This window comes from Rheinheimera pacifica, assembly GCF_900108485.1.
Lineage (GTDB): Bacteria > Pseudomonadota > Gammaproteobacteria > Enterobacterales > Alteromonadaceae > Alishewanella > Alishewanella pacifica.
The window spans coordinates 1-26,134 of the sequence record NZ_FNXF01000007.1 but is presented as its reverse complement, the minus strand read 5'-3'; the positions used below and the strand labels follow the sequence as shown (position 1 = coordinate 26,134).

At 48.1% G+C, this 26,134-nt stretch carries 22 protein-coding genes, 1 other RNA gene and 1 pseudogene; 15 read left to right on the top strand and 9 right to left on the bottom strand.

Annotated features, from left to right (window positions below; genetic code table 11):
- Window positions 1-14: 14 nt before the first annotated feature.
- The 10 genes from bamA (at window position 15) to tilS (ending at window position 12,911) form a co-directional block, all read left to right on the top strand.
- On the top strand, window positions 15-2,504 hold the full coding sequence (gene bamA / locus BLW68_RS10550) for an outer membrane protein assembly factor BamA (RefSeq protein WP_092793084.1): 2,490 nt from the start codon (window positions 15-17) through the stop codon (window positions 2,502-2,504).
- A gap of 23 nt (window positions 2,505-2,527) precedes the next feature.
- On the top strand, window positions 2,528-3,046 hold the full coding sequence (locus BLW68_RS10545; RefSeq protein ID WP_092793081.1) for an OmpH/Skp family outer membrane protein: 519 nt from the start codon (window positions 2,528-2,530) through the stop codon (window positions 3,044-3,046).
- On the top strand, window positions 3,046-4,098 hold the full coding sequence (gene lpxD, locus BLW68_RS10540) for a UDP-3-O-(3-hydroxymyristoyl)glucosamine N-acyltransferase (RefSeq protein ID WP_092793079.1): 1,053 nt from the start codon (window positions 3,046-3,048) through the stop codon (window positions 4,096-4,098). Before BLW68_RS10545 ends, lpxD begins: the two co-directional genes overlap by 1 nt.
- A 14-nt stretch (window positions 4,099-4,112) precedes the next feature.
- A complete protein-coding gene (gene fabZ / locus BLW68_RS10535) occupies window positions 4,113-4,565 on the top strand; it encodes a 3-hydroxyacyl-ACP dehydratase FabZ (protein ID WP_092793077.1) in 453 nt (150 codons plus the stop codon).
- On the top strand, window positions 4,546-5,337 hold the full coding sequence (gene lpxA / locus BLW68_RS10530) for an acyl-ACP--UDP-N-acetylglucosamine O-acyltransferase (protein ID WP_245728314.1): 792 nt from the start codon (window positions 4,546-4,548) through the stop codon (window positions 5,335-5,337). The genes fabZ and lpxA overlap by 20 nt, the downstream gene beginning before the upstream one ends.
- Window positions 5,337-6,500 carry a lipid-A-disaccharide synthase gene (gene lpxB / locus BLW68_RS10525; protein ID WP_092793073.1) on the top strand — a complete coding sequence of 388 codons (1,164 nt, stop codon included), beginning with the start codon at window positions 5,337-5,339 and terminating at the stop codon, window positions 6,498-6,500. Before lpxA ends, lpxB begins: the two co-directional genes overlap by 1 nt.
- Complete coding sequence (gene rnhB / locus BLW68_RS10520; protein WP_218141352.1) at window positions 6,478-7,077, top strand: ribonuclease HII; 600 nt, start codon at window positions 6,478-6,480, stop codon at window positions 7,075-7,077. Before lpxB ends, rnhB begins: the two co-directional genes overlap by 23 nt.
- The gene (dnaE, locus tag BLW68_RS10515; RefSeq protein WP_092793068.1) at window positions 7,074-10,544 is read left to right on the top strand and encodes a DNA polymerase III subunit alpha; all 3,471 of its coding nucleotides are present in this window, start codon (window positions 7,074-7,076) and stop codon (window positions 10,542-10,544) included. Before rnhB ends, dnaE begins: the two co-directional genes overlap by 4 nt.
- 17 nt (window positions 10,545-10,561) lie before the next feature.
- On the top strand, window positions 10,562-11,518 hold the full coding sequence (gene accA, locus BLW68_RS10510; RefSeq protein WP_092793066.1) for an acetyl-CoA carboxylase carboxyl transferase subunit alpha: 957 nt from the start codon (window positions 10,562-10,564) through the stop codon (window positions 11,516-11,518).
- Between the two features lie 94 nt (window positions 11,519-11,612).
- Window positions 11,613-12,911 carry a tRNA lysidine(34) synthetase TilS gene (tilS, locus tag BLW68_RS10505; RefSeq protein WP_092793063.1) on the top strand — a complete coding sequence of 433 codons (1,299 nt, stop codon included), beginning with the start codon at window positions 11,613-11,615 and terminating at the stop codon, window positions 12,909-12,911.
- On the opposite strand, the gene BLW68_RS10500 is transcribed toward tilS, so the two are convergent.
- Both BLW68_RS10500 and BLW68_RS10495 read right to left on the bottom strand, forming a co-directional pair.
- Window positions 12,908-13,810, bottom strand: coding sequence for a GGDEF domain-containing protein (locus BLW68_RS10500; protein WP_092793061.1), 903 nt, complete (start codon window positions 13,808-13,810; stop codon window positions 12,908-12,910). The two genes, tilS and BLW68_RS10500, sit on opposite strands and share 4 nt — an antisense overlap.
- Before the next feature lie 132 nt (window positions 13,811-13,942).
- A complete protein-coding gene (locus BLW68_RS10495; protein ID WP_092793331.1) occupies window positions 13,943-15,091 on the bottom strand; it encodes a patatin-like phospholipase family protein in 1,149 nt (382 codons plus the stop codon).
- Window positions 15,092-15,157: 66 nt separating this feature from the next.
- On the opposite strand from BLW68_RS10495, the gene BLW68_RS10490 reads away from it, so the two are divergent.
- Together BLW68_RS10490 and ffs are read left to right on the top strand one after the other, a co-directional pair.
- Complete coding sequence (locus BLW68_RS10490) at window positions 15,158-16,060, top strand: DUF3014 domain-containing protein (protein WP_218141351.1); 903 nt, start codon at window positions 15,158-15,160, stop codon at window positions 16,058-16,060.
- An 88-nt stretch (window positions 16,061-16,148) separates the two neighbouring features.
- An RNA gene (gene ffs, locus BLW68_RS10485) (signal recognition particle sRNA small type) lies at window positions 16,149-16,245 on the top strand.
- 29 nt (window positions 16,246-16,274) lie between these two features.
- Here ffs and BLW68_RS21680 read toward each other — a convergent pair.
- Window positions 16,275-16,400: pseudogene (locus BLW68_RS21680) on the bottom strand (DUF2496 domain-containing protein); the annotation flags it as partial.
- Window positions 16,397-16,657 (bottom strand): late competence development ComFB family protein, encoded by a 261-nt coding sequence (locus BLW68_RS10475; protein WP_092793059.1) that lies wholly within the window; start codon window positions 16,655-16,657, stop codon window positions 16,397-16,399. The gene BLW68_RS10475 and the pseudogene BLW68_RS21680, both read right to left, overlap by 4 nt.
- Before the next feature lie 127 nt (window positions 16,658-16,784).
- Here BLW68_RS10475 and BLW68_RS10470 point away from each other — a divergent pair, with 127 nt between their 5' ends.
- Entirely contained in the window at window positions 16,785-17,882 is a 1,098-nt protein-coding gene (locus tag BLW68_RS10470; protein WP_092793057.1) for a tryptophan 2,3-dioxygenase family protein, read from the top strand.
- Here the strand turns inward: BLW68_RS10470 and BLW68_RS10465 are convergent.
- From BLW68_RS10465 to dinG, 4 genes are read right to left on the bottom strand one after another with little or no spacing between them, the layout of a single operon-like run.
- Entirely contained in the window at window positions 17,853-18,809 is a 957-nt protein-coding gene (locus tag BLW68_RS10465) for a histone deacetylase family protein (RefSeq protein ID WP_092793056.1), read from the bottom strand. The two genes, BLW68_RS10470 and BLW68_RS10465, sit on opposite strands and share 30 nt — an antisense overlap.
- Window positions 18,810-18,813: 4 nt before the next feature.
- Window positions 18,814-19,353 (bottom strand): primosomal replication protein PriC, encoded by a 540-nt coding sequence (gene priC / locus BLW68_RS10460; protein ID WP_092793053.1) that lies wholly within the window; start codon window positions 19,351-19,353, stop codon window positions 18,814-18,816.
- Entirely contained in the window at window positions 19,354-20,136 is a 783-nt protein-coding gene (locus BLW68_RS10455; protein ID WP_092793050.1) for a sulfite exporter TauE/SafE family protein, read from the bottom strand.
- A gap of 12 nt (window positions 20,137-20,148) precedes the next feature.
- Complete coding sequence (gene dinG / locus BLW68_RS10450) at window positions 20,149-22,188, bottom strand: ATP-dependent DNA helicase DinG (RefSeq protein ID WP_092793048.1); 2,040 nt, start codon at window positions 22,186-22,188, stop codon at window positions 20,149-20,151.
- Window positions 22,189-22,593: 405 nt separating this feature from the next.
- Here dinG and BLW68_RS10445 point away from each other — a divergent pair, with 405 nt between their 5' ends.
- A complete protein-coding gene (locus BLW68_RS10445) occupies window positions 22,594-23,991 on the top strand; it encodes a TonB-dependent receptor plug domain-containing protein (protein WP_092793046.1) in 1,398 nt (465 codons plus the stop codon).
- Window positions 23,940-25,646 (top strand): TonB-dependent receptor domain-containing protein, encoded by a 1,707-nt coding sequence (locus BLW68_RS10440; RefSeq protein WP_092793045.1) that lies wholly within the window; start codon window positions 23,940-23,942, stop codon window positions 25,644-25,646. Before BLW68_RS10445 ends, BLW68_RS10440 begins: the two co-directional genes overlap by 52 nt.
- Window positions 25,647-25,904: 258 nt before the next feature.
- Here BLW68_RS10440 and BLW68_RS10435 read toward each other — a convergent pair.
- Window positions 25,905-26,134: ATP-binding protein (locus BLW68_RS10435; RefSeq protein WP_177172210.1), on the bottom strand; the 230-nt coding region annotated here is incomplete at its 5' end.

Below are 26,134 nucleotides of genomic sequence, written 5' to 3'. Positions count from 1 at the left end.
AAGTAGTTCAAATAATGACAATTAAACGATTAGTAGCTGCGATGTTTCTTGCTTCGGCAAGCAACTCGGTGCTCGCTGAAGAATCATTTACGGTTCAGGATATTCAAGTTGAAGGTTTGCAACGTGTGGCGCTGGGCGCTGCGTTGAATAATCTGCCTTTTAACGTTGGCGATACCGTGACAGAGTATAATTTGTCACGCAGTATCCGCACGCTATACAGCGCTGGGCACTTCGATGATATTCAGGTGCTGCGTGATGGTAATACGGTAATTTATCGTTTGCGCGAGCGGCCAACCATTAACGCCATAGAGTTTGATGGCAATAAAGACATCAAAGAAGATCAGCTGAACGAGAGCCTGGCTGGTAACCGCATTGAAGTCGGTGAGCCGCTGGATAAAACTATTCTGAAAAATATCGAGAATGGTCTTACAGAGTTTTATCACGGTGTAGGTAAATACCAGGCCAGCGTTGAAATTGAAGTCACTTATTTACCGCGTAACCGGGTTAACCTGAAGATTAAGTTTGATGAAGGCGATGCAGCCTCTATCCGCCAGATCAACGTGGTGGGGAATAAACTGTTCTCCGATGAAGAACTACTCAGCAATATTGAATCGAAGCAGGATCTACCCTGGTGGCGCTTTTTATCGTCAGACCGTTACCAAAAGCAAACCCTGCAGGGCGATATAGAAAAGATTAACAGTTACTATCTGGACCGCGGTTATCTGCGCTTCAATATTGATTCTTCACAGGTATCGGTTAGCCCGGATAAAGAGTCGGTGTATGTAACGCTGAATGTCACTGAGGGTGAAAAATACACCATCAGTGGGGTGAAGTTTGTTGGTGATTTAATCGGCCAGGATGAATTTATCCGTCAGATCATGCCGTTAAAACAAGGCCAGTTATATAACGGCGCTCTGGTAACTTATACCGAAGAAAGTATTGCCAAACTACTGGCGCGTTTTGGCTATGCTAATTCCAAAGTCCGCACCATTCCGAATATCAACGAAGATACCAAAGAAGTTGAATTAACCATCAGCGTGGATCCTGGTAAACGTGTGTATGTACGTCGTATTAATATGTCAGGCAACAGCAGTACTAAAGATGAAGTACTGCGCCGTGAACTGAGACAGATGGAAGGCGCCTGGTTATCCAATGACGCACTTGAATTGTCCAAGCAACGTATTCAGCGTTTGCCATATATTGCGTCAGTGGATTTTGCTACTGCGCCGGTAGCGGGTGTTGATGATCAGGTCGATATTGGTTTTACCATTAAAGAGCAGCCATCAGGCAGTTTTAATGCCGGTATCTCTTATGGTAACTATATGGGGATGTCGTTTCAGATTGGCGTACAGCAGGAAAATTTCTTCGGTAGCGGTAATAGTGCCGGTATCAGCTTAAGTACCAATAAATACCAGAAATCAATCAGCACAACCTACACTAACCCTTATTTTACACTGGACGGCGTTAGTCTGGGCGGCCAGGTGTTTTATTCTGATACCGATTATAGCAGTGCATCGTCTAACCTTGAGGCTTATAACCAGCAGCGCTATGGTTTCGGCGCTAGTATCGGTTACCCGATTAACGAATATAACCGGTTAAATTTTGGCGCCAACTATGTGGTGAATAAGATTAACTCGATTAATGAGTATGATCAGTTACGCCACTTCCGCGGTGTATTATTAGATGCGCAAAACCCGGACGGCGGTTATCAGTTTACTAACTATGAATTGTCGGCCGGTTGGGTAAGAAGTACGCTAAACCGCGGTTTATTCCCGACAGCAGGGCTTTATCTGGGAGCAACAATACGGGCCACTACGCCCAACTCAGATCTGACCTACTACAAAGTGATGTTTGAAGCGCGTAACTATATTCCGCTTAGTAACGATCATGCCTGGTCATTCCTTAGCAAGCTGGAAACAGGTTATGGTAACGGTTATGGCTCGAAAAACGGTTATGACTATACTTTACCCTTTACTGAAAACTTCTATGCTGGCGGCGATAATATGCGCGGGTTTGAGAGCCGTATTATAGGCCCGCACGCTATCTTCCGTTATGCCCAAACCGTACCTGGCTTGCCGGATCCTAATTATGGTTCAGGTGGCATCCCAAGCGGCCCGGAGAATGACAGTTATCAGGTATCTCAACGTTCGATCGGCGGTAATGCTAAAGCCGTGGCAACGCTGGAACTGATTACACCAACTCCGTTTTTAAGTGACGACTATCGTAATTCAGTGCGTACCAGTATATTTGTCGATGCCGGTAATGTCTGGGATACTGAGTTTGATATTAACCGCTATGCCGGTTTAACAAAGTTAGTGACCAACCAGAATCAACCGGAGCTGATCGATTACTCAGATGCCAGTTTGATTCGGGCAACAGCTGGTGTATCTTTACAATGGATTTCGCCGATGGGACCATTAACGTTCAGTTTGGCAAAAATCATCAAAAAATATGATGGTGACTTACAAGAAAACTTTAGTTTCAATATTGGTACAACTTTCTAGATTAGAATAATAGGGAATATAAGATGTTTAACCGTAAAATTGTAAAATCTGCTGTGTTACTGATTGCCGGTTTAGTGCTGGCGGGTAATGTGGCTGCAAAAGAGATGAAAATTGCTTTTGTTGACGTACAAGCTGTTGCCGCACAAATTCCTCAGTCGGCTGCAATGCAGGAAACCATCAAAAATGAGTTTGCCAAGCGTATTGAAGCGGTAGGAAAGCTGGAAAAAGATATTAACTTCAATATTGAAAAACTGCGTCGCGATGGCCCTACCATGAGCGAAAAGCAGCAAGACGAGCTGAAAACTGCGTTAACCAATCAGCGTCAGCAATATGAGCAATTAGCCCGGCCACTGGATGAAGAAATCCGTAACCGTCAGGCTGAAGAGCGTAATAAAGTATTGGCGTTGATTAAAGCGGCTATTGATGTGGTAGCAGAGCGCGAAAAGTTTGATATGGTGCTGAATTCCGGTGCAGCAGTGTATGCCAAACCAGAATATGACATTTCTGAAGCTGTTGTGGCCCAGGCAAGTAAAGCAAAATAATGGCAAGTTATACCTTAACAGAACTGGCTGAGCAGGTAGATGCTCAGCTAATTGGCGATGCTGCTTGCAGCATCGTTTCAATTGCAACGCTGGAAAATGCTGGCAGTGGCCAGATTAGCTTCCTGTCTAACAGCAAATACCGCAAATTCTTAACCGAAACTTCTGCCTCTGCTGTGCTTATCACTGCAGATGATGCCCCGTTTCTTGCGCCAGGCGTTAACGCTCTGGTGGTAAAAGACCCTTACGTTGCTTTTGCCCGGGTGGCCCAGCTGTTGGATTCAACACCAACCGCAGCAAAGGGTATTCATCCGACGGCAGTGATTGATGCCAGTGCAACCTTAGGCATCGGTGTATCGGTTGGCGCTAATGCTATTATTGCTGCCGGTGCTGTCATTGGCGATGCTGCGCAAATTGGAGCAGGCTGCTTTATCGGTGAACAGGCAATTATTGGCGACGGTAGTCGGCTTTGGGCTAACGTTACCGTGTATCATCGGGTGAATATTGGCAAGCGTTGTATAGTGCACAGTGGTGCTGTAGTGGGCGCAGACGGTTTTGGCTTTGCTAACGAACGTGGCAACTGGGTTAAAATACCGCAAACCGGTACCGTGACTATTGGCGACGATTGTGAAATAGGTGCCAATGCCACTATAGATCGCGGTGCGATTGAAGATACCGTTATCGGCAACAACGTAATTATCGATAATCAGTGCCAGATTGCACACAATGTCCGCATTGGTGATCATACAGCAATTGCCGGTTGTACCGTGGTTGCCGGCAGCACCAAAATTGGCCGTTACTGTATTATTGGTGGCGCGGCGGTGCTTAATGGCCATATTGAGATTTGTGACGGTGCGCATATTTCCGGTATGGCAATGGTAATGAAGCCGATCACAGAGAAAGGCGTATATACTTCAGGTATTCCGGCAACAACCAATGCTGAATGGCGAAAAAACACCGTTAAGCTGCGGCAAATAGACCAACTTTATCAGCGGGTAAAGCAACTGGAAAACCAGCTTGCGACTGTGCAAAAAGCACAGGATGCTGACCACTAGACAGAGGAATAGCTTTGGCTAACCAACTTAATAGCCTGCAAATTCAGGAAATTATGGCATTATTGCCACATCGTTACCCGTTTTTACTGATTGATCGTGTACTGGATTTCACGCCGGGCGAAAGTCTGACGGCGCTTAAAAATGTCACTATTAATGAGCCTATTTTTACCGGTCATTTTCCGGGAATGCCTATTTTTCCTGGTGTGCTGATCTTAGAAGCCCTGGCTCAGGCTACAGGCATTCTGGGTTTTAAAACCGTTACCGAGCGTTCAGAGAATGAACTTTACCTGTTCGCCGCTATAGATGAAGCGCGTTTTAAAAAGCCGGTATTGCCAGGTGATACGATGATACTGGAAGTGAAATTTTTAAAAGAGCGCCGCAACATGTGGAAGTTTTACGGCGAAGCTAAAGTTGAAGGCCAGATTGTCTGCTCGGCTGAGCTGATGTGTGCCAGAAGAGAGTTATAACGTGATCCATCCAACTGCTGTAATTGAAGCCAGCGCTAAGCTTGGTAATAACGTTAAAATTGGCCCACTTTGTTATATAGGCCATAACGTTGTGCTTGGGGATGACTGCATACTCGAATCGCATGTAGTGATTAAAGGCCCCAGCACAATCGGTAAAGGTAATCATTTTTTTCAGTTTGCCAGCATTGGCGAAGCTTGTCAGGACAAAAAGTATAAAGGTGAAGCCACCGAACTGATTGTTGGTGACTATAACGTGTTCCGTGAAGGCTGCTCTGTACACCGTGGCACGGTGCAGGATCAGGGTAAAACCATTATTGGTAACCATAACCTGTTTATGAATACCACACACATTGCCCACGACTGCGTGATAGGTAACCACACCATTTTTGCCAGCAGTGCTCAGGCTGCCGGCCACGTACATGTTGGCGACTGGGCTATTTTAGGTGGTATGACCGGTGTGCATCAGTTTGTACACATCGGCGCGCACAGTTTCTGCGGCGGCGGCTCTATTGTATTAAAAGATGTACCGCCATATCTGATGGTACATGGCGCACCTTGCGTGCCCGGCGGTATTAATACTGAAGGTTTAAAACGCCGTGGCTACAACAGCGAAGCGTTGCTGGAGATACGCCGTGCCTACAAAGAAGTGTACCGCAAAGGCCAGACAGTAGCAGAAGCTCTGGCGGCACTGCAGGATAGAGCCGCAGAAGTGCCTGAGTTAAAACTCTTTACCGACTTTATCGCTAATGCCAGCAGAGGCATAGTGCGCTGATGGCGATTACTGAGACGCCTTTAAAAATCGCCATTATCGCCGGGGAACACTCCGGCGATATTTTAGGTGCTGATCTGATCAGCGCGCTTAAAGCTATGCATCCGGATGCGGTGTTTTACGGCATTGGCGGGCCGCGTATGCAGGCACTGGGTTTTAACGCGCTGTTTGATATGGAAGAGCTGGCGGTGATGGGCATTGTTGAGGTGCTTGGCCGTTTACCACGCTTACTGCAGGTTAAACGCGAAATTCTTGCTGCTTTGCTGGCTGATAAACCCGATGTGTTTGTGGGTATCGATGCACCCGATTTTAACCTGCCGGTTGAATTAAAACTGAAACAAGCCGGCATTAAAACCGTACATTACGTTAGCCCGTCAGTGTGGGCATGGCGGCATAAACGTATTTTTAAAATTGCTGCCGCCACCAATATGGTGTTATCCCTGCTGCCATTTGAAAAAGCTTTTTACGATAAATATCAGGTACCCTGTACTTTTGTTGGCCACACCATGGCCGATACGATGCCGCTGGACGTGGATAAAGCCGCAGCAAAAGCCGAATTGGGGTTACAGCCGGATAAGCTGGTACTGGCGATTATGCCTGGCAGCCGTACCAATGAAATTAAACTGCTGGCGGGTGATTTTCTGCAGGCCGCATTACTGCTACAACAACAGTTCCCCGATATACAGTTCGTTACCAATATGGTGACGCAGGCAAAGGCCGCACAGTTTAATGCGATTAAACAGCAGATTGCGCCAGAGCTGCACATCACCGAATTTACCGGCCAGGCCCGACAGGTATTGTTAGCGTCTGATGCAACTTTTATTACCTCAGGTACCGCCACACTTGAAGCCATGTTAGCCAAGTGCCTGATGGTGGTGTCTTACCGGGCTAATTGGCTTACTTATCAAATTGGCAAACGGCTGGTAAAGCTGGCGCATTTTAGTTTGCCAAATTTGCTGGCCGGGCGTGGTATGGTTACGGAATTATTGCAGCATCAGGTGACGCCGCAGGCTCTGGTAAATGCGATGGTACCCTTACTAAGTTCAGAGCGGGCTACCTTGTTGCAGCAGTACCGGGTTATTCATCAAAGTATTAAATGTAATGCCAGCATCAAAGCGGCAGAAGCAATTTTACAGGTAGCAGATGATGTTGTATCAACGACCTGACGTACAGCTGATTTGCGGCGTGGATGAAGTTGGCCGCGGCCCGTTAATTGGTGCTGTGGTAACCGCTGCAGTGATATTAGACCCTAATAAACCCATTGCCGGGCTTACCGACTCAAAAAAATTGTCTGAAAAGCGCCGCACTGAGCTGGCTGAACTCATTAAGCAAAATGCTCTGTGTTGGGCGCTTGGCAGGGCTGAGCCTGCAGAAATTGATCAGCTTAATATTTTACACGCCACTATGCTGGCAATGCGCCGCGCCGTGGCTGCGCTGAGTATTCAACCAGAATGGGTACTGGTAGACGGCAACCGCACCACAGATTTTGGCGTGCCAGCCAGTGCTGTAGTAAAAGGTGATTTACTGGTGCCGGAGATCAGTGCCGCTTCTATTTTGGCCAAAGTGGCACGTGATACTGAAATGCACACTTTGCATCAGGCTTACCCGGATTATGGTTTTGCTGCGCACAAAGGTTACCCCACAGCTGCTCATTTGGCTGCCATTAGTGCCCATGGTGTATTAAGTGAGCACCGGCGTAGCTTTAAGCCGGTACGACAGATGCTGGAGCAACAGGAGTTATGAGTTCTCCTGCCTTTATCCATTTGCGCGTACACAGCGATTTTTCGATGATCGACGGTGTCGCCAAAGTTAAGCCCATCGTTAAAGCAGCACAAAAGCTGGCAATGCCAGCACTGGCGCTGACTGATCAAATGAATTTTTGCGGTCTGGTGCGGTTTTACAGTACAGCCCATGAAGCCGGTATTAAACCTATCATCGGCGTTGATTGCTGGGTGCAACATCCGTTATTTGGCAGCGAGAGCAGCCGCATGCTGCTGCTGGCAGCAGATAACACCGGTTATCAGAATCTTAGCCGGCTTATTTCCAAAGCCTATCTGCGTGGTCATGTTGAAGGCAAACCACAAATTGAGCATGACTGGCTGGCTGAGTTTGCCCAGGGCGTGATTATCTTATCCGGTGCTAAGGATGGCCTGGTTGGTAAAGCACTGTTAAAAGAAAACGGCCAAAGCCTGACCCAGCTACTGCAGTTTTATCAGCAGCATTTTCCCCAGCGCTTTTATCTGGAAATTACCCGAACCGGGCGGCCGGATGAAGAGTTGTATATTCAAAAAGCCGTTACCTTAGCCGAGCAATATGACTTGCCGCTGGTGGCTACCAACGAGGTGGTGTTTTTACAACCGGAAGACTTTCCGGCCCATGAGATCCGGGTTGCTATTCACGACGGCTTTACGCTGGACGATAAGCGCCGGCCTAAATTGTATTCTGAACAGCAATACCTGAAGTCTGAGCAGGAAATGCAACAGCTGTTTGCTGATTTGCCAGAAGCACTGCAAAACTCCGTTGAGATAGCCAAACGTTGTAATGTCACCATCCGGCTGGGGGAGTATTTTCTGCCGGCGTTCCCTACCGGCGGCATGACAGACGCTGATTTTCTGGTAATGAAATCACGCGAAGGCCTGGAAGAGCGCTTGCTGCAGTTGTTCCCTGATGCCAGTGAGAGGGCACAAAAACGTGTCGAGTATGATGAGCGGTTACAAATAGAACTGGACGTTATTAACCAGATGGGGTTCCCCGGCTACTTTCTGGTAGTGATGGAGTTTATTCAGTGGAGTAAAGATAATGATATTCCGGTAGGGCCGGGGCGTGGTTCAGGTGCCGGTTCATTAGTGGCGTATGCGCTTAAAATTACTGATTTAGACCCGCTGGAATTCGATCTGCTGTTCGAGCGGTTCTTAAACCCTGAGCGGGTATCAATGCCCGATTTTGACGTCGATTTCTGTATGGACAGGCGCGACGAAGTAATAGATCACGTTGCCGATATGTATGGCCGTGAAGCAGTATCGCAAATTATTACCTTTGGTACTATGGCCGCCAAAGCGGTGATCCGTGATGTTGGCCGGGTGCTCGGCCACCCGTATGGTTTTGTTGACCGCATCTCCAAGCTGATCCCGCCCACACCCGGCATGACGCTGGAGCAGGCGTTTAAAGAAGAACCGCGCCTGCCGGAGTTGTATGCTCAGGATCAGGAAGTAAAAGATCTGATTGATATGGCGCGTCAGCTTGAAGGTGTAACCCGTAACGCCGGTAAACACGCCGGTGGCGTGGTTATAGCGCCAACTAAAATTACCGATTTCTCCCCGCTTTACTGCGATGATGAAGGCAACAACCCGGTTACCCAGTTTGATAAAAACGATGTGGAATATGCCGGCCTGGTTAAATTCGACTTCTTAGGCCTGCGTACCCTGACCATTTTGCAATGGGCAGTGAATATGGCCAATACGCGGCTAAAGAAAGAAGGCCGCGACAGCATCGACATTAACAGCATTCCGCTGGTAGACAAACGAAGCTTCGATTTACTGCAAAAAGCCGATACCACGGCAGTATTCCAGCTCGAATCGCGCGGTATGAAAGACTTAATCCGCCGCCTGCAACCAGACTGCTTTGAAGATATGATAGCTCTGGTAGCATTGTTCCGGCCCGGGCCGTTGCAATCGGGCATGGTAGATAACTTTATCGACCGTAAGCGTGGCCGTGAAGCTATCTCTTATCCGGATGCGACCTGGCAGCATGATTCATTAAAGCCAATTCTTGAGCCGACGTACGGCATTATTCTGTATCAGGAACAGGTAATGCAGATAGCTCAGGTGCTGTCGGGTTACTCGCTTGGCGGCGCCGACTTATTACGCCGGGCTATGGGTAAGAAAAAGCCCGAAGAGATGGCCAAACAGCGCGATACCTTCCAGGAAGGTGCGGCGAAAAATGGCATAGACCCGGATCTGGCAATTAAGATTTTCGATCTGGTAGAAAAATTTGCCGGTTACGGCTTTAATAAATCGCACTCTGCCGCTTATGCGCTGGTGTCATACCAAACGCTGTGGATGAAGGCGCATTACCCGGCCGAGTTTATGGCAGCGGTAATGTCGGCCGATATGGACAACACCGATAAAATTGTAACGCTGGTGGATGAATGCGAGCGGATGAAACTAAAGCTTATTCCGCCCGATGTTAACGCCGGGGTGTATAAGTTTACCGTTAATGAGCAAGGCCACATTGTTTACGGCATAGGTGCCATTAAAGGTGTAGGTGAAGGCCCGATAGAAGCTATTCTTGAAGCGCGCAACAAACATGGCAGCTTTAGCGACTTATTTGATTTTTGCGCCAAGGTTGATCTAAAAAAGCTTAACCGTCGTGTTATAGAAAAGCTGATTTTGTCCGGCGCCATGGATCGTTTAGGCCCGCACCGTGCTGCGTTGTCAGCCACGCTGGAAGAGGCAATGAAAGCCGCCGAGCAGCACGCTAAAGCACAGGCCGTAGGGCAGGATGACTTATTCGGTTTGTTAAGCCCTGAGCCGGAGCACGCTGCGGCAGCGTTTAAGCAGGTAGAGCCGTGGGCAGATGAAGTCTGGCTGGAAGGTGAGCGTGAAACCTTAGGCTTATATTTAACCGGCCATCCGATAAACCGTTATCTGGAAGAAATTCCGCGCTATATTAATTGCCGGTTGGTGGAACTGCAGCCAACCAGGAAAGATCAAAGTGTCACTGTTGCCGGCTTAGTGGTATCAGTGCGGGTGATGATTAACAAAAAAGGCCGGCGCTGGGCTATTGTTACGCTCGATGATAAGTCTGCGCGGCTTGATGTACGGTTTTTCCCGGATTTACTGGAAAACTTCGAACAACAGCTACAAAAAGACCGGATCCTGGTAATAACGGGACAGGTCAGCTTTGATGATTTTAACGGTGGCCTTACAATGACCGGCCGCGATGTCAGCGAGATTACTCAGGTAAGGGAAAAATCTCTGAGATCGTTGAATATCACTGTACAATCGGCACAAATAGACCACAATTACCTGCAAAGATTGCAGCAGGTACTGGGTGAATTTAAAGCAGGTACGGTGCCGGTTAAACTCCGCTATCAACGCCAGGAAGGCGAAGTGATGTTACAGCTTGGGACACAATGGTGGATAACGCCAGCCGACGCTTTGTTGCACCAGTTAAAGCAATTGGCAACAATAGAACTGGAATTTAATTAATTAGGTAGTGACAGTCGATGATGCTGAATTATTTAGAGTTTGAGCAACCTATTGCTGAACTTGAAGCAAAAATAGACGAATTACGTAACGTCAGCCGCAATGGTGACTACGATTTGGGTTTAGAAGAAGAGATCAACAAACTAAAAGAAAAAAGCCAGGGGCTGACGAAAAAGATCTTTTCCGAGTTAGGTGCATGGCAGGTCGCGCAGCTGGCGCGTCATCCGCTTAGGCCCTATACACTGGACTATATTCAGCATATGTTTACCGATTTTGATGACTTAGCCGGTGACCGTACTTTTGCTAATGATCAGGCTATTGTTGGTGGTACCGCACGGTTAGGTGATATTCCGGTGATGGTGATTGGCCACCAAAAGGGCCGTGACACGCGTGAAAAAATCAAACGTAATTTTGGTATGCCCCGTCCGGAGGGTTACCGTAAAGCGCTGCGCCTGATGGAAATGGCCGAGCGTTTTAAGCTGCCGATAGTGACTTTTATTGATACACCAGGTGCTTACCCGGGTATTGGTGCCGAAGAGCGCGGCCAGTCTGAAGCTATCGCCCGTAACTTAAAGGTAATGGCAGGGCTTAAAGTACCGGTGATTTGCACCGTGATCGGCGAAGGCGGCTCCGGTGGCGCTTTGGCGATTGGGGTTGGTGATAAAGTCAATATGCTGCAGTACAGTACTTACTCTGTTATTTCGCCGGAAGGCTGTGCCTCAATCCTGTGGAAAAGTGCTGAAAAAGCGCCACTGGCTGCTGAAGCCATGGGCATTACCGCCGAGCGGATTAAAGAGCTGAAACTGATTGATGAAGTGTTGCCTGAACCCTTGGGTGGCGCGCACCGCGCACCAGAGCAAATGGCGCAGACATTAAAACAGGCGCTGCTGCGCGATTTACAAAAACTGCAGCAAATGAGCAGCAAAGAGCTGTTAGATGTACGTTATAAGCGTCTGATGTCTTACGGTTACTGCTAGGCAGTAATTTATTGCTGATAAGCCAGTGCCTCTGCACTGGCTTTTTATTTTGTGTTAGCCTTAGCCTCTTTTATGTAACCGGTTATTCCTGCCGATGTCCGATCTTAGCCCCGACAGTTTACTTCAGACTTTGCAACTGCAACCTGACAGCCATGTAGTACTGGCACTCAGTGGCGGGCTGGATTCTATGGTATTGCTCGATTTATTGGCCAAAGCCCGGCTACTGCAGCCATTTGCACTACAGGCTGTTTATATTAATCATGGCATAAGCGCCTCTGCCGCTCAGTGGGGCGACTTTTGTGCCAGGCAGTGCACGGAGCGGGGTATAGCATTTGTGCAGCGCAGCGTAGCGCTGACTGGCCGTGACAACCTTGAATTAAAAGCCCGTACGGCACGCTATCAGGCGCTGGCAGAATTTATTTGCTCAGACAAACACTTATTATTAACGGCACATCATGGTGATGATCAACTGGAGAGCCTGATATTAGCCTTAAAGCGCGGCTCAGGGCCCGCCGGCTTAAGTGGTATTGCCGCGCAGCGCAGTTTTGCCGCAGGTATGCTGTCCCGGCCTTTGCTACCCTTTAGCCGGGCTGAACTTGCGGTTTATGCCGGGCAGAATCAACTGAACTGGGTGAACGATGACAGCAACGAAGATACCCGCTTTGAGCGTAACTTTATCCGTCAGCATATTACCCCGGTGCTGCTGCAGCGCTGGCCGCAATTTATTGCTACTGCGCGGCGTAGCATGCAGCATCTGGCAGATTTGCAGCAACTGGCTGACTATTACACCGAACAGGCACAACAAAGTTGTGTACGTAATAATACCTTGCTGCTGACAGAGCTGGCAAAACTGATACCTTTGCAGCAAGATTTAGTGATCCGCCGCTGGCTGCAGAATTATGCATTAAACCCACAAACTCATTGGCTTACTACGCTAAAACAGCAGGTTATTGCCGCCCGTGGCGATGCTACACCTGTGTTGGTATGCGGTAACTATCAGTTACGCCGCTTTGCGGACAAGCTTTACCTGCTAACGGATGCGCAGGTCGCGGCACCGGTGCAAGGTTTAAGCTGGCAGGGGGAAGCAAAACTACAGCTGCCCTGTGGCAGCAGTTTGTATTTTTCTGCACAGCCACAGCCTGACGCATTGCCGCTGGCAGCAATGTCAGCAGAGATTGTATTTGGCCAGTTAAGCTTGCGGTTTAAGCCTGCGGGCAGTGCGGTAAGTAAGCCATTAAAACAGTGGTTTAAGTTATGGCAGGTGCCGCCCTGGCTGCGGCTGCAGGTGCCGCTGCTGTTGGTTAATGGCGAACTGGTTGCAGTAGCAGGTTTCGCTTCAAGCACTGATCCGCAGCAGGCAAAGTGCTGGTTGAGCTGGCAAAAACAGGATTAGGCCACCCGTACCGTGCTTTTACCTGCGTCTTTCGCTGAATATAAAGCGTTGTCAGCGGCAGCAAACAATTGCTTACTGCTTTGCTCCGGTGTGCTAAGTAAAGCCAGGCCAGCACTGGCACTTACCTCATATTGTTTGCATAGATGATGCTGGTTTATTGCACGCAGTAATCTGCGGGCAACCAGCTCAGCACAGTTGGCATCCTGTGCCGTTAAAATCACTGCAAATTCATCTCCGCCGAAGCGAAATAAGCTGTCTGTGGCGCGCAACGTATCACGCAGACAATCCGCTACCGCCAACAATACGTCGTCGCCTGCGCTGTGGCCAGCAACGTCATTAACCTGCTTAAAGTTATCTAAATCCAGTAACAGTAAGGCACAAGGTTCAGTATGGCGTTTTGCCAACTGTATGGCCTTATCAAAACTGTCGTCAAAAAAGCGGCGGTTGCCAAGGCCGGTTAGCGTGTCTTTCAGCGCCATTTGTTGTAACCGGCATACCACCAGAGCATTGCGCAGCGCAAACAGCCATTCGCTTTCAAGCAGTAACAGCTCGCGTTGAATCATCGGGGTAAAGGCATATTCGCTCTGATAAATCAGTTCGGCCAGGCATTGTTGGTTTAGCACCAACACACTGCGATGCTCAATATCCGCAGGCCTTGAACCGATGGCCTCGAAGTCACCAACCGCGGTTTTTAACGTCAGGGCCGACAACGGCAAAACTTTGCCTACCGCCATAGAAATAATATTCAGCTGTTGCTGAATATCCAGCGTGGTTTGCAACTGGCTGATCAGGCTTTGTTCTGCGCATTCTGCCAGCTCAGGCCAGTGCTGCAGTTTGGTCATAGCTGCGTAGCTGGGGGCGTTACTTAGGGCAACCTCGTGTACTAACAGGTATTCCATATGGGGATCCGTTGATGCTTTTTTTCTAATAAAGCAAATAACAGGCCAGAAATATTATAGTAATAATTATCAGTGTGATAGCAAATTTGCTAAACAAAGCTGTGGCCAAAATGCCAAAGCTTTGACAGCTAATTAGTGGTTGTCATCGGCAAGAAACTGCAAAATAGTGTCCATTTGAGCTGTGGCATCTTCATAACCGAGGGTAATTAGCCGGCGGGTATAGCGCTGTTCAAACAGTAAATAGCTGGCCAGGCTGGAATCTGAATGCTGGCGAATGCCGGTCATTCTCAAAATGGTACGTACCGCCATGGGCAGAGATAAAAAATGCTCGCTGGCAATCTGGCTAAAGTTTTGGCTGGGGTTGATAAACAGGCTTTGTACCGGCTTAAGATCCGTTTTTATGCCGTGCTGTTGCATCGTCTGAATGGTGTTATTAACCCGCTGCATGCGTTCAAGATCCGAGTTTAAACTGTCGGTAAAAACAGTATCAAGCAAATGCCCGGCAATGGTTGCCAGCCCCGGATGATGCATCATCCGCTGGTTGTGTTCATTCTTACGCGGATCGGCCACGCCAATAATCAGTATTTTATCTGCGCCAAGGTGAATAGGAGCGCTAAGTGGTGCCAGCTGATTTACTGAGCCGTCGCCAAAATACTGCTGATGAATACGCACTGACGGAAATACCAGTGGAATAGCCGCAGATGCCATTAAGTGATGCACACCCAGCAAGGTACGCTGGCCACAACGTTTAGCCCGGCGCCATTCCTGCGCCTGATCTGACTGGAAAAAAGTGATTGAGTCGCCGTTGTTATAACACGAGGCGGTAACCGAAATACTGGACAGATAGCCGCCCATAATATTGCGGTCAATCCTTTTAAGATCCAATACTTTGAGCAGCATCTGTCGCAGTGGTTTGTTGTCAAACAGGCTAACCGCTGTTTTATTGGCGTAGTCAGCCTGAAATGCACTGAAAATGCCGCGCAGTATCTGCCGGAACACCCTGGGGTAGTCAGAGTAATACACCTGATCAGTATGAAAGTTGCGCCAAATCCACTCCAGCTTTTTAACGCCAAGATGAAAGCAGGAGGCATAACATGCCATCGCGGCACCATTAATGGCCCCGGCAGACGTACCACTGATGATCTGAAACGGCAATTTACTGCTACGGGGGTACTGCTGTGCTATCGCTTTTAACACCCCGACCTGATAAGCCGCCCGGGCTCCGCCGCCAGTTAATAATAATGCCGTCTTTTTTGCGGCTTTTACATCGTGTTCAGACATAACAGAAGTTGAACTTTTTCCAGACAACAGGCTCATTGCTTAGTATATTGCTGGAATCGTTAAAGAATGCAACGCTTAATCGCGTTACACCGTCAGATCGCTACCGAGGTTGTTATGGCAGAACAAAAACCGAACAATAATCAGCAGTTATATTACGCAGGCATAGCCGCTATCGTCATCGTAGTACTTATTGCCCTATGGCTGTTACTGGCCAAAGATGACGAGCAGGAGCCGGCAATTAATTTATTGCCGCCTGCAATCACAGAGCCTGTAACGCCACAGCCTGAAACAGAACCAGAGCAAGATACGTTAGAACCTGATACTACTGAACCCTCGCCAGAGCAAGTAACTGAACCAGGGGTTACAGAAGCTGTTGCAGAGCCTGAGGTGGCGTTACCAGTGCTGGATGAGTCAGATGCTGAGGTTAAACAACGTTTATTGGCATTAAACTGGCGCTCCGGCCTGGCTGGCCTTTTTGTTACCGAAGAGATGTTGCGTAATTTTGTTGTGCAAACCGACAATATCGCGCAAGGGCAGCTTGCTACCGGTCATCGGTTGTTACGCCCGCTGGAGCAAAAATTTGCCCTCGGTGAAGGTGACCCCATGCAACTGAATGAAAGCAGTTTTGCCCGTTATCAGCCGTATATTCAGTTGATTGAAAGCGTGCCTGCTGAGCAGATGCTGGCCCTGTTTAACCGTTACGAGCCATTACTACAGCAAGCTTATGCTGAGCTGGGATACCCGGACGAGTTATTTAAACACAAGCTGATAGCGGCTATCGACGTACTGCTGGAGACACCAGAAGTAAGTTACCCGCTGACACTGGAGCGGCCCTCAGTAGTATATGTATTTGCTGATCCGGCGATAGAGCAGCTGCCAGCGCCGCAAAAGCAAATGCTGCGGCTGGGGCCGGACAACCAACAACGCTTTAAAGCGGTATTACAGCGCTACAAACAATTGCTGCAGTAGCCAATTTTGCCAAAAGCAGGCTTGCAACAACGCCTGCTTTTGCGCATAATGCGCGCCTGTTGAGGATTCAGCAGTTCAATGGTAACCCCATTGGTCCTCTCGCAATACTAGTAAGCGAACCTGGTCAGGTCCGGAAGGAAGCAGCCACAGTTTATGACGTATGTGCCGGGATGTGGCTGGTGGGGTTGCCACCCAAATCCCGCTTCTGTTCAAAATCTTTTTTCACTATATCTAATGCCAAAAGTGCGGTATTGGCATCTATCTGATGTTGCTCCAGCAGCATAATTAAATCTACTGCCAGTTGCACATGCGCGGGAGCCTGAGCAAGCTCAGTACTCACGCGTTATTGTCCAGAAACTGGCACGCTCTGGCAACGGCTTCTTTTACTTTCATCCGCATCTCAAAACGCTCGCTTTGTGGCAGATAAAACGCCATATCTACTTCGTAGCGGATATAACGCGGCGGTAGCAGGTTTAACGAAATACAGCATAGATCGGCCAGATACTCAGCATCTTTCTGCTGGTCCAGCCCCAACTCAACAATATGATCCAGTGTCAGTTTTTCATAATAGTTGTGGATATCGTCGTCCAGTTTCATACTTGCCTCAATCTTGTTTACAGTCAGCTCAAAGCATAATCAGCTTTACGGCAAAAGACCACTGAAAGATTGAGTTAGCTCACTTCGCTGTTACAATGCGCGACAGGATCATGACAGAAGAACTGCAATGCAAAAAAATACCACTCCCTGCTACTACGGCGATTATCTGCAACTGGACAAAATACTGACAGCGCAGGCGCCGGAGAGTGCCAAATACGCTGCTGAGGCTCACGATGAAACTTTGTTTATTATTGTGCATCAGGTTTATGAGCTGTGGTTTAAGCAAATTTTGCACGAACTAAAGGCCGTGATGGATGTGTTTGCCGGTGAAGAAGTTAAAGATGAACAGCTTACCGGCATAGTACATAAATTAAAGCGGGTGATCACGATTCAGCAACTGCTCAATCAGCAGATTGGTGTGATTGAAACGATGACACCACAGGATTTTATGTCATTTCGTGATTATCTGGTGCCGGCATCCGGCTTCCAGAGCATTCAGTTTAAAATGCTGGAAATTGGCCTGGGCTTAAAAAGTGATTTTCGTATCGACTTTGATAAAAACTCTTTTTACAGCCGGCTGAATGAGAAAGATCGTAACTTTTTACAGCAACTGGAGCATGAGCCCAGCTTGTTTGAGCGGATTGAAAAATGGCTGGAACGGATGCCGTTTCTTGAGCTGGAAAACTTCAGCTTCTGGCAGATGTATCAGCAAGCCACCGAGGCCATGCTATCAGAAGATAAAAGCACCGTGCAGGCCATTGAACAGATTGCCGAACATGAACGCGAACTGCAGCTGGCCGAAATTGCCCGCACCGCGGAGAAGTTTGCTGCACTGCTGGATAAAGATAAGTATGCGCAACTGCAACAATCCGGTGCATTCCGGTTAAGCCAGCGGGCGATGTTATCGGCGCTGTTTATCAGCCTGTATCAGGAAGAACCGGTTTTTAATCTGCCGTTTCAGTTGCTAACCTGTTTAACCGAAATTGATGAGCTGCTAACCATTTGGCGCTACAAACATGCCATGATGGTACAACGTATGCTGGGTACCAAAATTGGCACTGGTGGCTCGTCCGGGCATGATTATTTAAAACGCACGACAGAGAAAAACCGTATTTTTACCGACTTGTTTAATATGGCAACCTTCTTGTTGCCAAAAGCAGACTTACCCGTGCTGCCAGCCCAGGTAAAACGGCGCTTAGGTTTCTATTTTGCCGGCGAAGTCTGAACCGTGCAGCGTAAAAGCAGCTTTAAACAGCTGCAGGTGCAGTTGTACCAGCGCATCAATGTTGCGCTGGTAACCTCCGCCGATAACGGCGGCAACCGGTATCCCCTGTTCAACACAGCTTTGCAGCACCAGCAAATCGCGTTGATATAAAGCCCCGGTAGAGATATTCAGTAACCCCAGTTCATCCTGTTGGTGAATATCTACACCGGCGTCAAAAATTACTAAATCCGGCCTGTGCCAGTTAAGTAAGGTTTGCAGGCTTTGCTGCACTGCCTGTAAATAGTCAGTGTCGGAGCAATCTATTGCCAGCCCTATATCCCAGTCTGAATGTTGTTTGCGCGACGGGAAGTTTTTTTCACAATGCACAGAGCAACTAATAATGCGCGGCTCGTCGGCCAGTAGCAGCGCACTGCCATCGCCCTGATGTACATCCAGATCCAACAGCAGAATTTTATCCAACCCCTGTGTCAGCATGGCCTTAGCGGCCACCACCAGATCGTTAAATAAACAAAAACCCGAGCCTTCGGCATAAAAAGCATGGTGATAGCCACCGCTTAAATGCAGCGCTATACCACTGTTAAGGGCCGCCTGAGCTGTTTGCAGCGTGCCGCCTAAAGAGCACAGTGAGCGCTCAAATAGTTGCTTCGACCAGGGAAAACCAATACGGCGCATGGCTTTGGCCGCAATAGTGCCATCAGCCAGGCTTTGAATATAAGCACGGCAATGTACCTCTGCCAGTTGCTCTGCAGTTACAGGTACTGACAGGGTAAAGGCGCTCTCGGGCAGCCCGATATCCAGCAGGCGCTGATACAAAGTACGGTATTTGGCAATGGGATAACGGTGCCGGTCAGGCAGGTTAAGCTCACTGTAACAAGGGTGATACAACATGGCAGGCAGCGCGCTGAGCTTTGGTTTAGCTATTAACATCAGATCAGTTCCGCCGTTCCAGATCCTGAATTTGCCGCTCTATGTCTGACAACGCTTTGCGACAGCGGCCTAAACGGGCATGTAAAGCCAAAGTGCGCTGTATGGCTTCGGCCGAATTTTCCCGGTTAGCCAGGCTTATCATATCCTGTAAGCGGCGCTCAAACTCCTGGGTATCACTCAGTTGCTGGTACAACTGCTGGCTGCTGGCGCTTATTTGTTGTACCACAGCTTTAAGCTTGCCGCCTCTGCTGTTAGTTTTCCGTCTTACATCAACATTGCGAAATGCCTGGGTCAGGGCTGCGGTTTGTTCGCTTAAACGTTGCACCAGACGTTGCTTAGTCATGGCACTGATGCCGCTGTCCTGCACATGGCGCAGGTTGCGTTGTGCTTCGCCAACGTAGTCAGTCAAGTGTGGCGAGCGGCAACTGAACAGGGCGCTGTCAAACCAGTTTTGCGGCCTGCCAGCCACCTGTTGCTGATCAATATTCTCAGCCTGTTGCCGCAGCTGTTGCAGTTGATGGGTTAACGTAGCCAGTAAATCCATTTAGCTGCCCCAGGCCTGCCAGGCCAGACGCAGGGCTATAGCAATAACCACACAGATAAACACCGGGCGGATAAAGCGGCTGCCAAATTTAATAGCTGAGTGCGCACCCAGCCAGGCGCCCAGCATCAGGCATAATCCCATGGCAATACCCAGGGCAAAGTTCACGTGGCCCAAAGCAATAAAAGCTACCAGCGAAAAACCATTGCTGACAAAATTCATCGTGCGCGCCACGCCGCAGGTTAGCAGCAGGTTGATTTTGTACAGTGCCATAGTGGACACCATCCAGAATGCCCCGGCACCCGGACCGGCAATACCATCATAAAAGCCCAGAGTCAGGCCCTGCGCCCGTTGTTGCCAGAATAACTTAGCGTTTTGCGGCGGTAGCTTTAAGGCGTCGTCCGGTTGCATGCGGTTAAACAGGGTATAGATGGCAGCCAATAAAATAAGCAGCGGCAATATTTTTTCCAATGCTTCTTTACTGATCATGTCTACAACCAGCGTGCCCAACACTGCACCGATAGCGGTATAGAATAAACTGCGGCGCCAAAAAACCGGATTAAACAGTTTTTTACGGTAATAGGTAACGGATGCTGTAAGAGAGCCAAATGTTGATGCCAGCTTATTGGTGCCCAGCACCACATGCGGAGGCAGGCCCGCGGTAAGCAATGCCGGTACTGTCAGCAGGCCGCCACCGCCGGCAATAGCGTCAATAAAACCGGCACTGAATGCAACAGCGCAGAGGATCAACAATACAGAAGGTTCTACAGCTAATTCAGCGAACAAAGCAGGTTCCTGTTAATACTCAATTTGACGACGAAACGGTGGCAAGGCATTTAACATTGCGCTGCCGTAAGCTTTAGTTACCAGACGCCGGTCAAGGATCACTATTCTGCCTTCGTCTTGCTCCTGGCGTAGCAGTCTACCACAGGCTTGCACCAGTTTCTTTGAGGTAGCAGGAATAGTCAGTTGCAAAAACGCATTACCGCCTTTTTTGGTAATCGCCTCCGCTAAGGCTTCTTCCAGAGGCGAGGTAGGTACTGCAAAAGGCAGTTTGGTAATAACCAGATTGGTTAGCAGTTTACCCGGTAAATCCAGTCCTTCAGAAAAACTCTGGGTGCCAAATAAAATGCTGGTGCGGTTATGTTTACAGTTTTCGCCGTGTAACTGCAGTAAAGCCTGGCGCGAAGCTTCGCCCTGTACCAATAGCGAAAACTTCTTTTTACGCAGTACTTCAGCGACTTGCTGCATTTGCCAGTATGAGGCAAACAACACCAGGCTGGCCTGATCGTCGGGCAAATAAGTAGGCAGCAGTGTTGCCAGTTCGTCGGTATAGGCCTGTTCTGTGGGATCTGTCTGCATTTTCGGAATAACAATCCGGCCTTTTTCTGCGTAGGCAAAAGGCGATGCAACCTGCAATGTTTGTACACCTTCAAATTGTGTTAAGCCCAAATCGTACTTAATATACTGAAATGAATTCAGGGCCGTAAGTGTTGCAGAGCAAAGGAGCACCGCAAAGGCGTCGGTAAATAGCAGTTGCTCCAGCTTATTTGCCACGCCAAGCGGGCAAGCATGGCCAATAACGTATTGGCTTTGATTTTGCAGCTCAACCCAGCGTGCCTGATAAACATTTTTTTCCTGCTCTGCAGCATACAGTTGCCACAGTGCTTGTTGTTGCTCCATTTTTTGGCGCAGGTATGCTAACTCCTGCAACAGGTTCATGCTTTGCTTTAGCGGTAGTTGCTGTTCAGTGACGTTTTCCTGCAAATGCTGCTGAATTTTTTCCAGTTGCGTCAGCGCCTTCTGGCTTATTTGTGCCAGTTGCTCGGCTTGCTGCTGAAACAACTTTGGCAGAGCGGCGTCTGTAAAACGAAACTCCGTTTTTTCACCAAACCAGCGCGGCTTAAATTCGCTTACACAGCGCTCGATAGGTTTAAGTAAACTGTTAAGTTCATTGCAGCTATCATCAAAGCGTAATAACTCTTTCATCACGGTAGCCGGCAGCAGGGTAATCAGCTGTTGAATGGTTTTAGCCGCCTTTTCCAGCCAAACACTATTGTGAGTAAGCTGGGCCTGAGCGGCAAAAAACTCCCGCGCGCTATCGGGTAAATGGTGCGCCTCATCTATCACATAAAGCGTTTCTTCGGGAGGCGGTAATATACTGTTACCACTGGATAAATCTGCCAGCAGTAAGGCATGGTTTACCACCAACACATCGGCGTTACTTACCTCGGCCCGGGCTAGGTGAAACGGACAGTTCATATGGCGGCGGTCTGTTTTACTGCAATGCAGCGGATCAGCAACAATACGCTGCCACAAATCTTCAGTTAATGGTGTGGCCAACGTATCCCTGTCGCCCAGCCATTTCCGCTGCTGCCAGTTATCCAGCAACTGTTGCCAGTCAAAAGCTGCATCGTTAGCAGTTGCAAATAACTCAGGATGCTTTTGCTGCTGGCATACACGTTCAATACAAGCATAGCGCTGTCGCCCCTTTACCAGGCTGAACTCAAACAACAGTTTACTGTGCTGCTGAAAAAACGGCAGATCTTTATTTACCAATTGTTCCTGCAGCGCCACCGTAGCCGTGGCAATCACCACTTTTTTCTTCTGCGCTAGTGCATAAGGGATAACCGCCAGCATGTAAGCCAGGGATTTACCGGTACCGGTGCCAGCTTCGATTAAACCAATACGCTCATGGCGGTGATAAGTGCCAGAGACTATTTTAGCCATCTCAGCCACTAACTGATTCTGCCCCGGCCTGGGTTGGTAATTAGGCAGGGTAGTCTTTATGCGCGTATGTATAGCGCGAATTTGGCTTTTTAGCTGGTCACTTAACATGTTTGATGTGTATTTATATACAGTTGTTTAATTGTATACGTAATGCGCTTTACTGGCAAAGCATTCAAGTTCAGATGCAAATGGCAGATTGGCTCTTACACATTCACTGTTTTCGTGGCGTAGGCGTTGCACGTATCTGAGCATTTTTTTATCTAATGGTATAAATGTGCTTTATTTTGCTGTGTATTTAACATATGTTTTTTTGTGTGATTTAAAAGTGATTTTTTATGATGAATATCCAATGGCTAAAAATAGTTTTTTAGAAAATGTTGCTACATCAGAAATACTAGAGCTAAGATAAATGCGTCAATATGCCATTTATCTATGATGAAGTGGTGTTTTTTGACGATGGGTGGTTTTGGGTAAAAATAAAATTGCTGCTGAACAGTGATCCAGGGAGAAAACATGTATACAAATAATAAATTAACAAAAGCTGTGCGACTAGCGATAGCTTTCGGCGCAGCCTCTGCTGCAACCTCGGCTTTTAACGTGGTAGCACAAGATACAACTGAGGCCCAAAAAGTTGAGCGCATCTCTGTAACCGGGTCGCGCATTATGCGGGCAGACTTAGTCTCTAACAGTCCGATTCATACCGTTGATGCCGAAGAGCTTAATGCCAGGGCTGATATTACTATTGACACTTATCTGAATACCTTGCCACAGGTCAACCCTGCAGGAGGTACCACTTCGAATAACCCCGGCAATAGCGGACAATCAAATGTCAACCTGCGAGGCTTGGGTTCAAACCGTAACCTGGTGTTAGTGGATGGTCGTCGGGTTATGGTATCTCAGGCAAATATGACGGTGGATTTAAATACCATTCCTGCAGCAATGATCGAAGGTATTGAGGTCATCACAGGGGGCGCCGGTGCTGCTTACGGCGCAGATGCGGTGTCAGGAGCAGTTAACCTGAAGTTAAAGCGTAACTTTGAGGGTTTCGATTTCCGTGCTACCCATTCGAACCATGACAAGAACCGTGATGCACGTGAAAACGGCTTTTCTGCAGTGCTGGGATCAAATTTTGAGGGTGGTAAAGGTAACGCGATCATTGCCTTTGACTATTCAGAACGACAGGAGCTGATTAAGGCGCAGCGGCCTTTTGCCGCTATGGCTACGTCAACCACTACCTTTTTTCCGGAGGGCTTGTATTTTTCACCAGGTAACTCGCCTACCCAGGCCGCAGTGGATGCAGTTTTTGCAGGCTACGGCGTTCCTGCCGGTAGTGTGCCAGCGAATGCAAACCTGATTGGTTTTAACAGTGATGGTAGCTTGTATTCACGTGGAGTGCCACGGAATGAGAATGTAAACGTTGAGAACTGGCGTTATCCGGTAGATTTATCAGTTAATCAAAAATTTTTCCCGGACTTTTATAGTTATAACTTCGATGAAGTTAACTTGTTAGTGTTGCCACTGGAGCGCAAAACGTTTAGTAGTAAGTTTGATTACGATCTCTCTGACAGTTTACGGGTATTTGCTTCGGTATCCTGGACTAATTATGAATCGCAGACGGCATTGGCACCAACACCATTCCCTACTGTAAACAGTCAAAGTCTAACCGGTACTAATCCACAAACCGTAAAAACAGGTCTTATTACTCCAGGCACTACGATAGCGGGTAATTTAGTTGTTCCTGTAACAAACCCTTTTATTTCTAACGATTTCAGAACAATTTTAAATTCACGCACCGGCGACAACCCAGGTTTGGTGGGTAGTGGTGCAGACGAACCATTCCAGATCCGTTCTCGCTCATTATGGGGGGGCTACGTAGTTCAATCCAGGATAATACCGTTATTCAGTATATGATGGGTTTCAGTGGTGACATCGGTGCTGACTGGACATGGGATGCGTACGCGATGGAAGGTAAAACCACTATTAGTACTGCACAGACCGGTAATTTGAATACTCAACGGATCCAAGAATTGCTTGAAGCCCCCGATGGTGGTGCCAGCCGCTGTGAAGGGGGCTATAACCCATTTGGCCGTCAAACTGTATCCCAAGCATGTATTGATTATGTGAGTATTGATAATACCACCGTAAACGAGCTGAATCAGAGAATATGGCAGGCGTATGTCTCAGGTGATGCTTTTGAATTACCAGCAGGTATGCTAAGCACCGTGTTTGGTATTGAGTCACGTAAATTTGAGTATGACTTTAACCCAGGCGCATTAAGTGGTCCCGTCTCTGGTTTGAACGCTGCCGCTCCGGCAGGAGGTAATAATAATTTCTTTGATATATTCGCAGAAGCTTTTATACCGGTATTGGAAGGAGTTGCTTTTGCCGATTCATTGGACTTATCTCTTGGTTTTCGGATTTCAGAATCTGAATTTGAAGATACCGTTAAGAACATTAAGAGTAAAAAAGATAGAAATAACGCTTTTAAAGCGGAATTAAGCTGGGTTGTTACGTCAGATTTGCCGCGGATCCGTACATCGTTCCAAAAAGCTGTACGCGCCCCTAACTTCGGTGAGTTGTTCAATCAGTCGCTGTCTGCTCCGCAGTATTTTGACCCGTGCTCGGTTGGTACTGATTTCCGTAACATTACTGGTGCTGCAGGCGCAGCCTTGTGTCAGGCAACAGGCGTAAATAATACTAACGTGTATGTTCAGTCTCCGGGTAGCCAAACGCGTACCGACCTGACAGGCAATACAGAGTTGGGGCCTGAAAAAGCAAATACCTTTACATTGGGTGCTGTGCAGACATTTGATTCAGGCTTGGTAATTGCAGTAGATTATTACAACATTGATATTAAAGACGCGATCATTTCTCCTAACCCACAGCTGGTGATTGCAGATTGTTACAATTATTACGGTAACAACCCGAATCTGAGTGCTGATTATGCTCCATGCCGCGCTTTGGTACGTGGTGGTGGTGGTGATGTAACTCAAGTTAATAACCCGGTTACGCAAGAGGGGACTACGCCAACTATTAATGGCGGGTACATTAAGACTTCAGGTATTGATGTACAGGCGGCATGGAGTTTTGAACCAGCTTGGTTGCAAGGTAATCGCCTCAAAATGGATTTATATGTGAACCATTTGCTGGAATATGAAACGCAACAGCGTGATTATCTACCTGCAGTAAAATATGAAGGCACAGTTGGTTACTTCGGCGCTGGTTTAGGCGAGTCGTTCCCGGAGTGGAAAGCTAACCTGAATACTCGTTTGACCTTAGGAGACTTTGATATCGCGTTACGGGGCAGATATATTCATGGGATGGACAACCGTCTGACTCCAGAGTTTCCTCTTGAAACCAGCCCGCAAGGCGTAGGGTCAGTAACTTACTGGGACTCATCAGTTACTTATAACATTGGAACTAACTATTCGTTCCGCCTTGGTTTGAATAACATGTTTGATAAAGCCCCGCCAGTATATTCACCGAATGTCCAATCGGGCACAGATCCATCTCTGTACGATGTTGTTGGCCGCAGATACACATTGTCGGCTAATATTAAGTTCTAATAGAAACCATGCTTTGTGTCTGAGAATAAATCCCGGCTTTGCCGGGATTTTTTGTCGGCCTTAAACCACCTCCTATGGAGGTGGTGATCGTTCAGTCGGGGCTATGCCCGTAGAGTACCCATGTTAGATACTTCGCTCGTTTGTAACCAGCAAATGATGCGTATTTCGGTTTGTCCGGCCACCTGTTCCGGTTTCATCCGGCCAGGCGTTTCGGTGTGATCCGGCCAGCATGATCTGACCTTCGTTTATGCTCTCTTTTTACCCGACTTCTTCACCCTGAACCAGTGTTTTTTTACGTTGTGACTCACCTGTTAATTCTAGTCGGTGGGCGTTGTGGATCACTCTGTCTAATAGCGCATCTGCGACAGTCGGGTTATCCATCAGACCGTACCATTCTGAGACCGGTAACTGACTGACGATGATCGTGCTGCGTTGCTCGTAGCGATCTTCAATCACGTCCAGTAAATCACTGACTTGCTTACCTTTAA

Excerpts from the sequence above, each read along its gene's own strand:
- bamA (WP_092793084.1), top strand. The coding sequence starts at position 15 with ATGACAATTAAACGATTAGTAGCTGCGATGTTTCTTGCTTCGGCAAGC.
- BLW68_RS10545 (WP_092793081.1), top strand. The coding sequence starts at position 2,528 with ATGTTTAACCGTAAAATTGTAAAATCTGCTGTGTTACTGATTGCCGGT.
- lpxD (WP_092793079.1), top strand. The coding sequence starts at position 3,046 with ATGGCAAGTTATACCTTAACAGAACTGGCTGAGCAGGTAGATGCTCAG.
- lpxB (WP_092793073.1), top strand. The coding sequence starts at position 5,337 with ATGGCGATTACTGAGACGCCTTTAAAAATCGCCATTATCGCCGGGGAA.
- rnhB (WP_218141352.1), top strand. The coding sequence starts at position 6,478 with ATGATGTTGTATCAACGACCTGACGTACAGCTGATTTGCGGCGTGGAT.
- dnaE (WP_092793068.1), top strand. The coding sequence starts at position 7,074 with ATGAGTTCTCCTGCCTTTATCCATTTGCGCGTACACAGCGATTTTTCG.
- accA (WP_092793066.1), top strand. The coding sequence starts at position 10,562 with ATGATGCTGAATTATTTAGAGTTTGAGCAACCTATTGCTGAACTTGAA.
- tilS (WP_092793063.1), top strand. The coding sequence starts at position 11,613 with ATGTCCGATCTTAGCCCCGACAGTTTACTTCAGACTTTGCAACTGCAA.
- BLW68_RS10500 (WP_092793061.1), bottom strand. The coding sequence starts at position 13,810 with ATGGAATACCTGTTAGTACACGAGGTTGCCCTAAGTAACGCCCCCAGC.
- BLW68_RS10495 (WP_092793331.1), bottom strand. The coding sequence starts at position 15,091 with ATGTCTGAACACGATGTAAAAGCCGCAAAAAAGACGGCATTATTATTA.
- BLW68_RS10490 (WP_218141351.1), top strand. The coding sequence starts at position 15,158 with ATGCAACGCTTAATCGCGTTACACCGTCAGATCGCTACCGAGGTTGTT.
- BLW68_RS10475 (WP_092793059.1), bottom strand. The coding sequence starts at position 16,657 with ATGAAACTGGACGACGATATCCACAACTATTATGAAAAACTGACACTG.
- BLW68_RS10470 (WP_092793057.1), top strand. The coding sequence starts at position 16,785 with ATGCAAAAAAATACCACTCCCTGCTACTACGGCGATTATCTGCAACTG.
- BLW68_RS10465 (WP_092793056.1), bottom strand. The coding sequence starts at position 18,809 with ATGTTAATAGCTAAACCAAAGCTCAGCGCGCTGCCTGCCATGTTGTAT.
- priC (WP_092793053.1), bottom strand. The coding sequence starts at position 19,353 with ATGGATTTACTGGCTACGTTAACCCATCAACTGCAACAGCTGCGGCAA.
- dinG (WP_092793048.1), bottom strand. The coding sequence starts at position 22,188 with ATGTTAAGTGACCAGCTAAAAAGCCAAATTCGCGCTATACATACGCGC.
- BLW68_RS10445 (WP_092793046.1), top strand. The coding sequence starts at position 22,594 with ATGTATACAAATAATAAATTAACAAAAGCTGTGCGACTAGCGATAGCT.
- BLW68_RS10440 (WP_092793045.1), top strand. The coding sequence starts at position 23,940 with ATGGGGGGGCTACGTAGTTCAATCCAGGATAATACCGTTATTCAGTAT.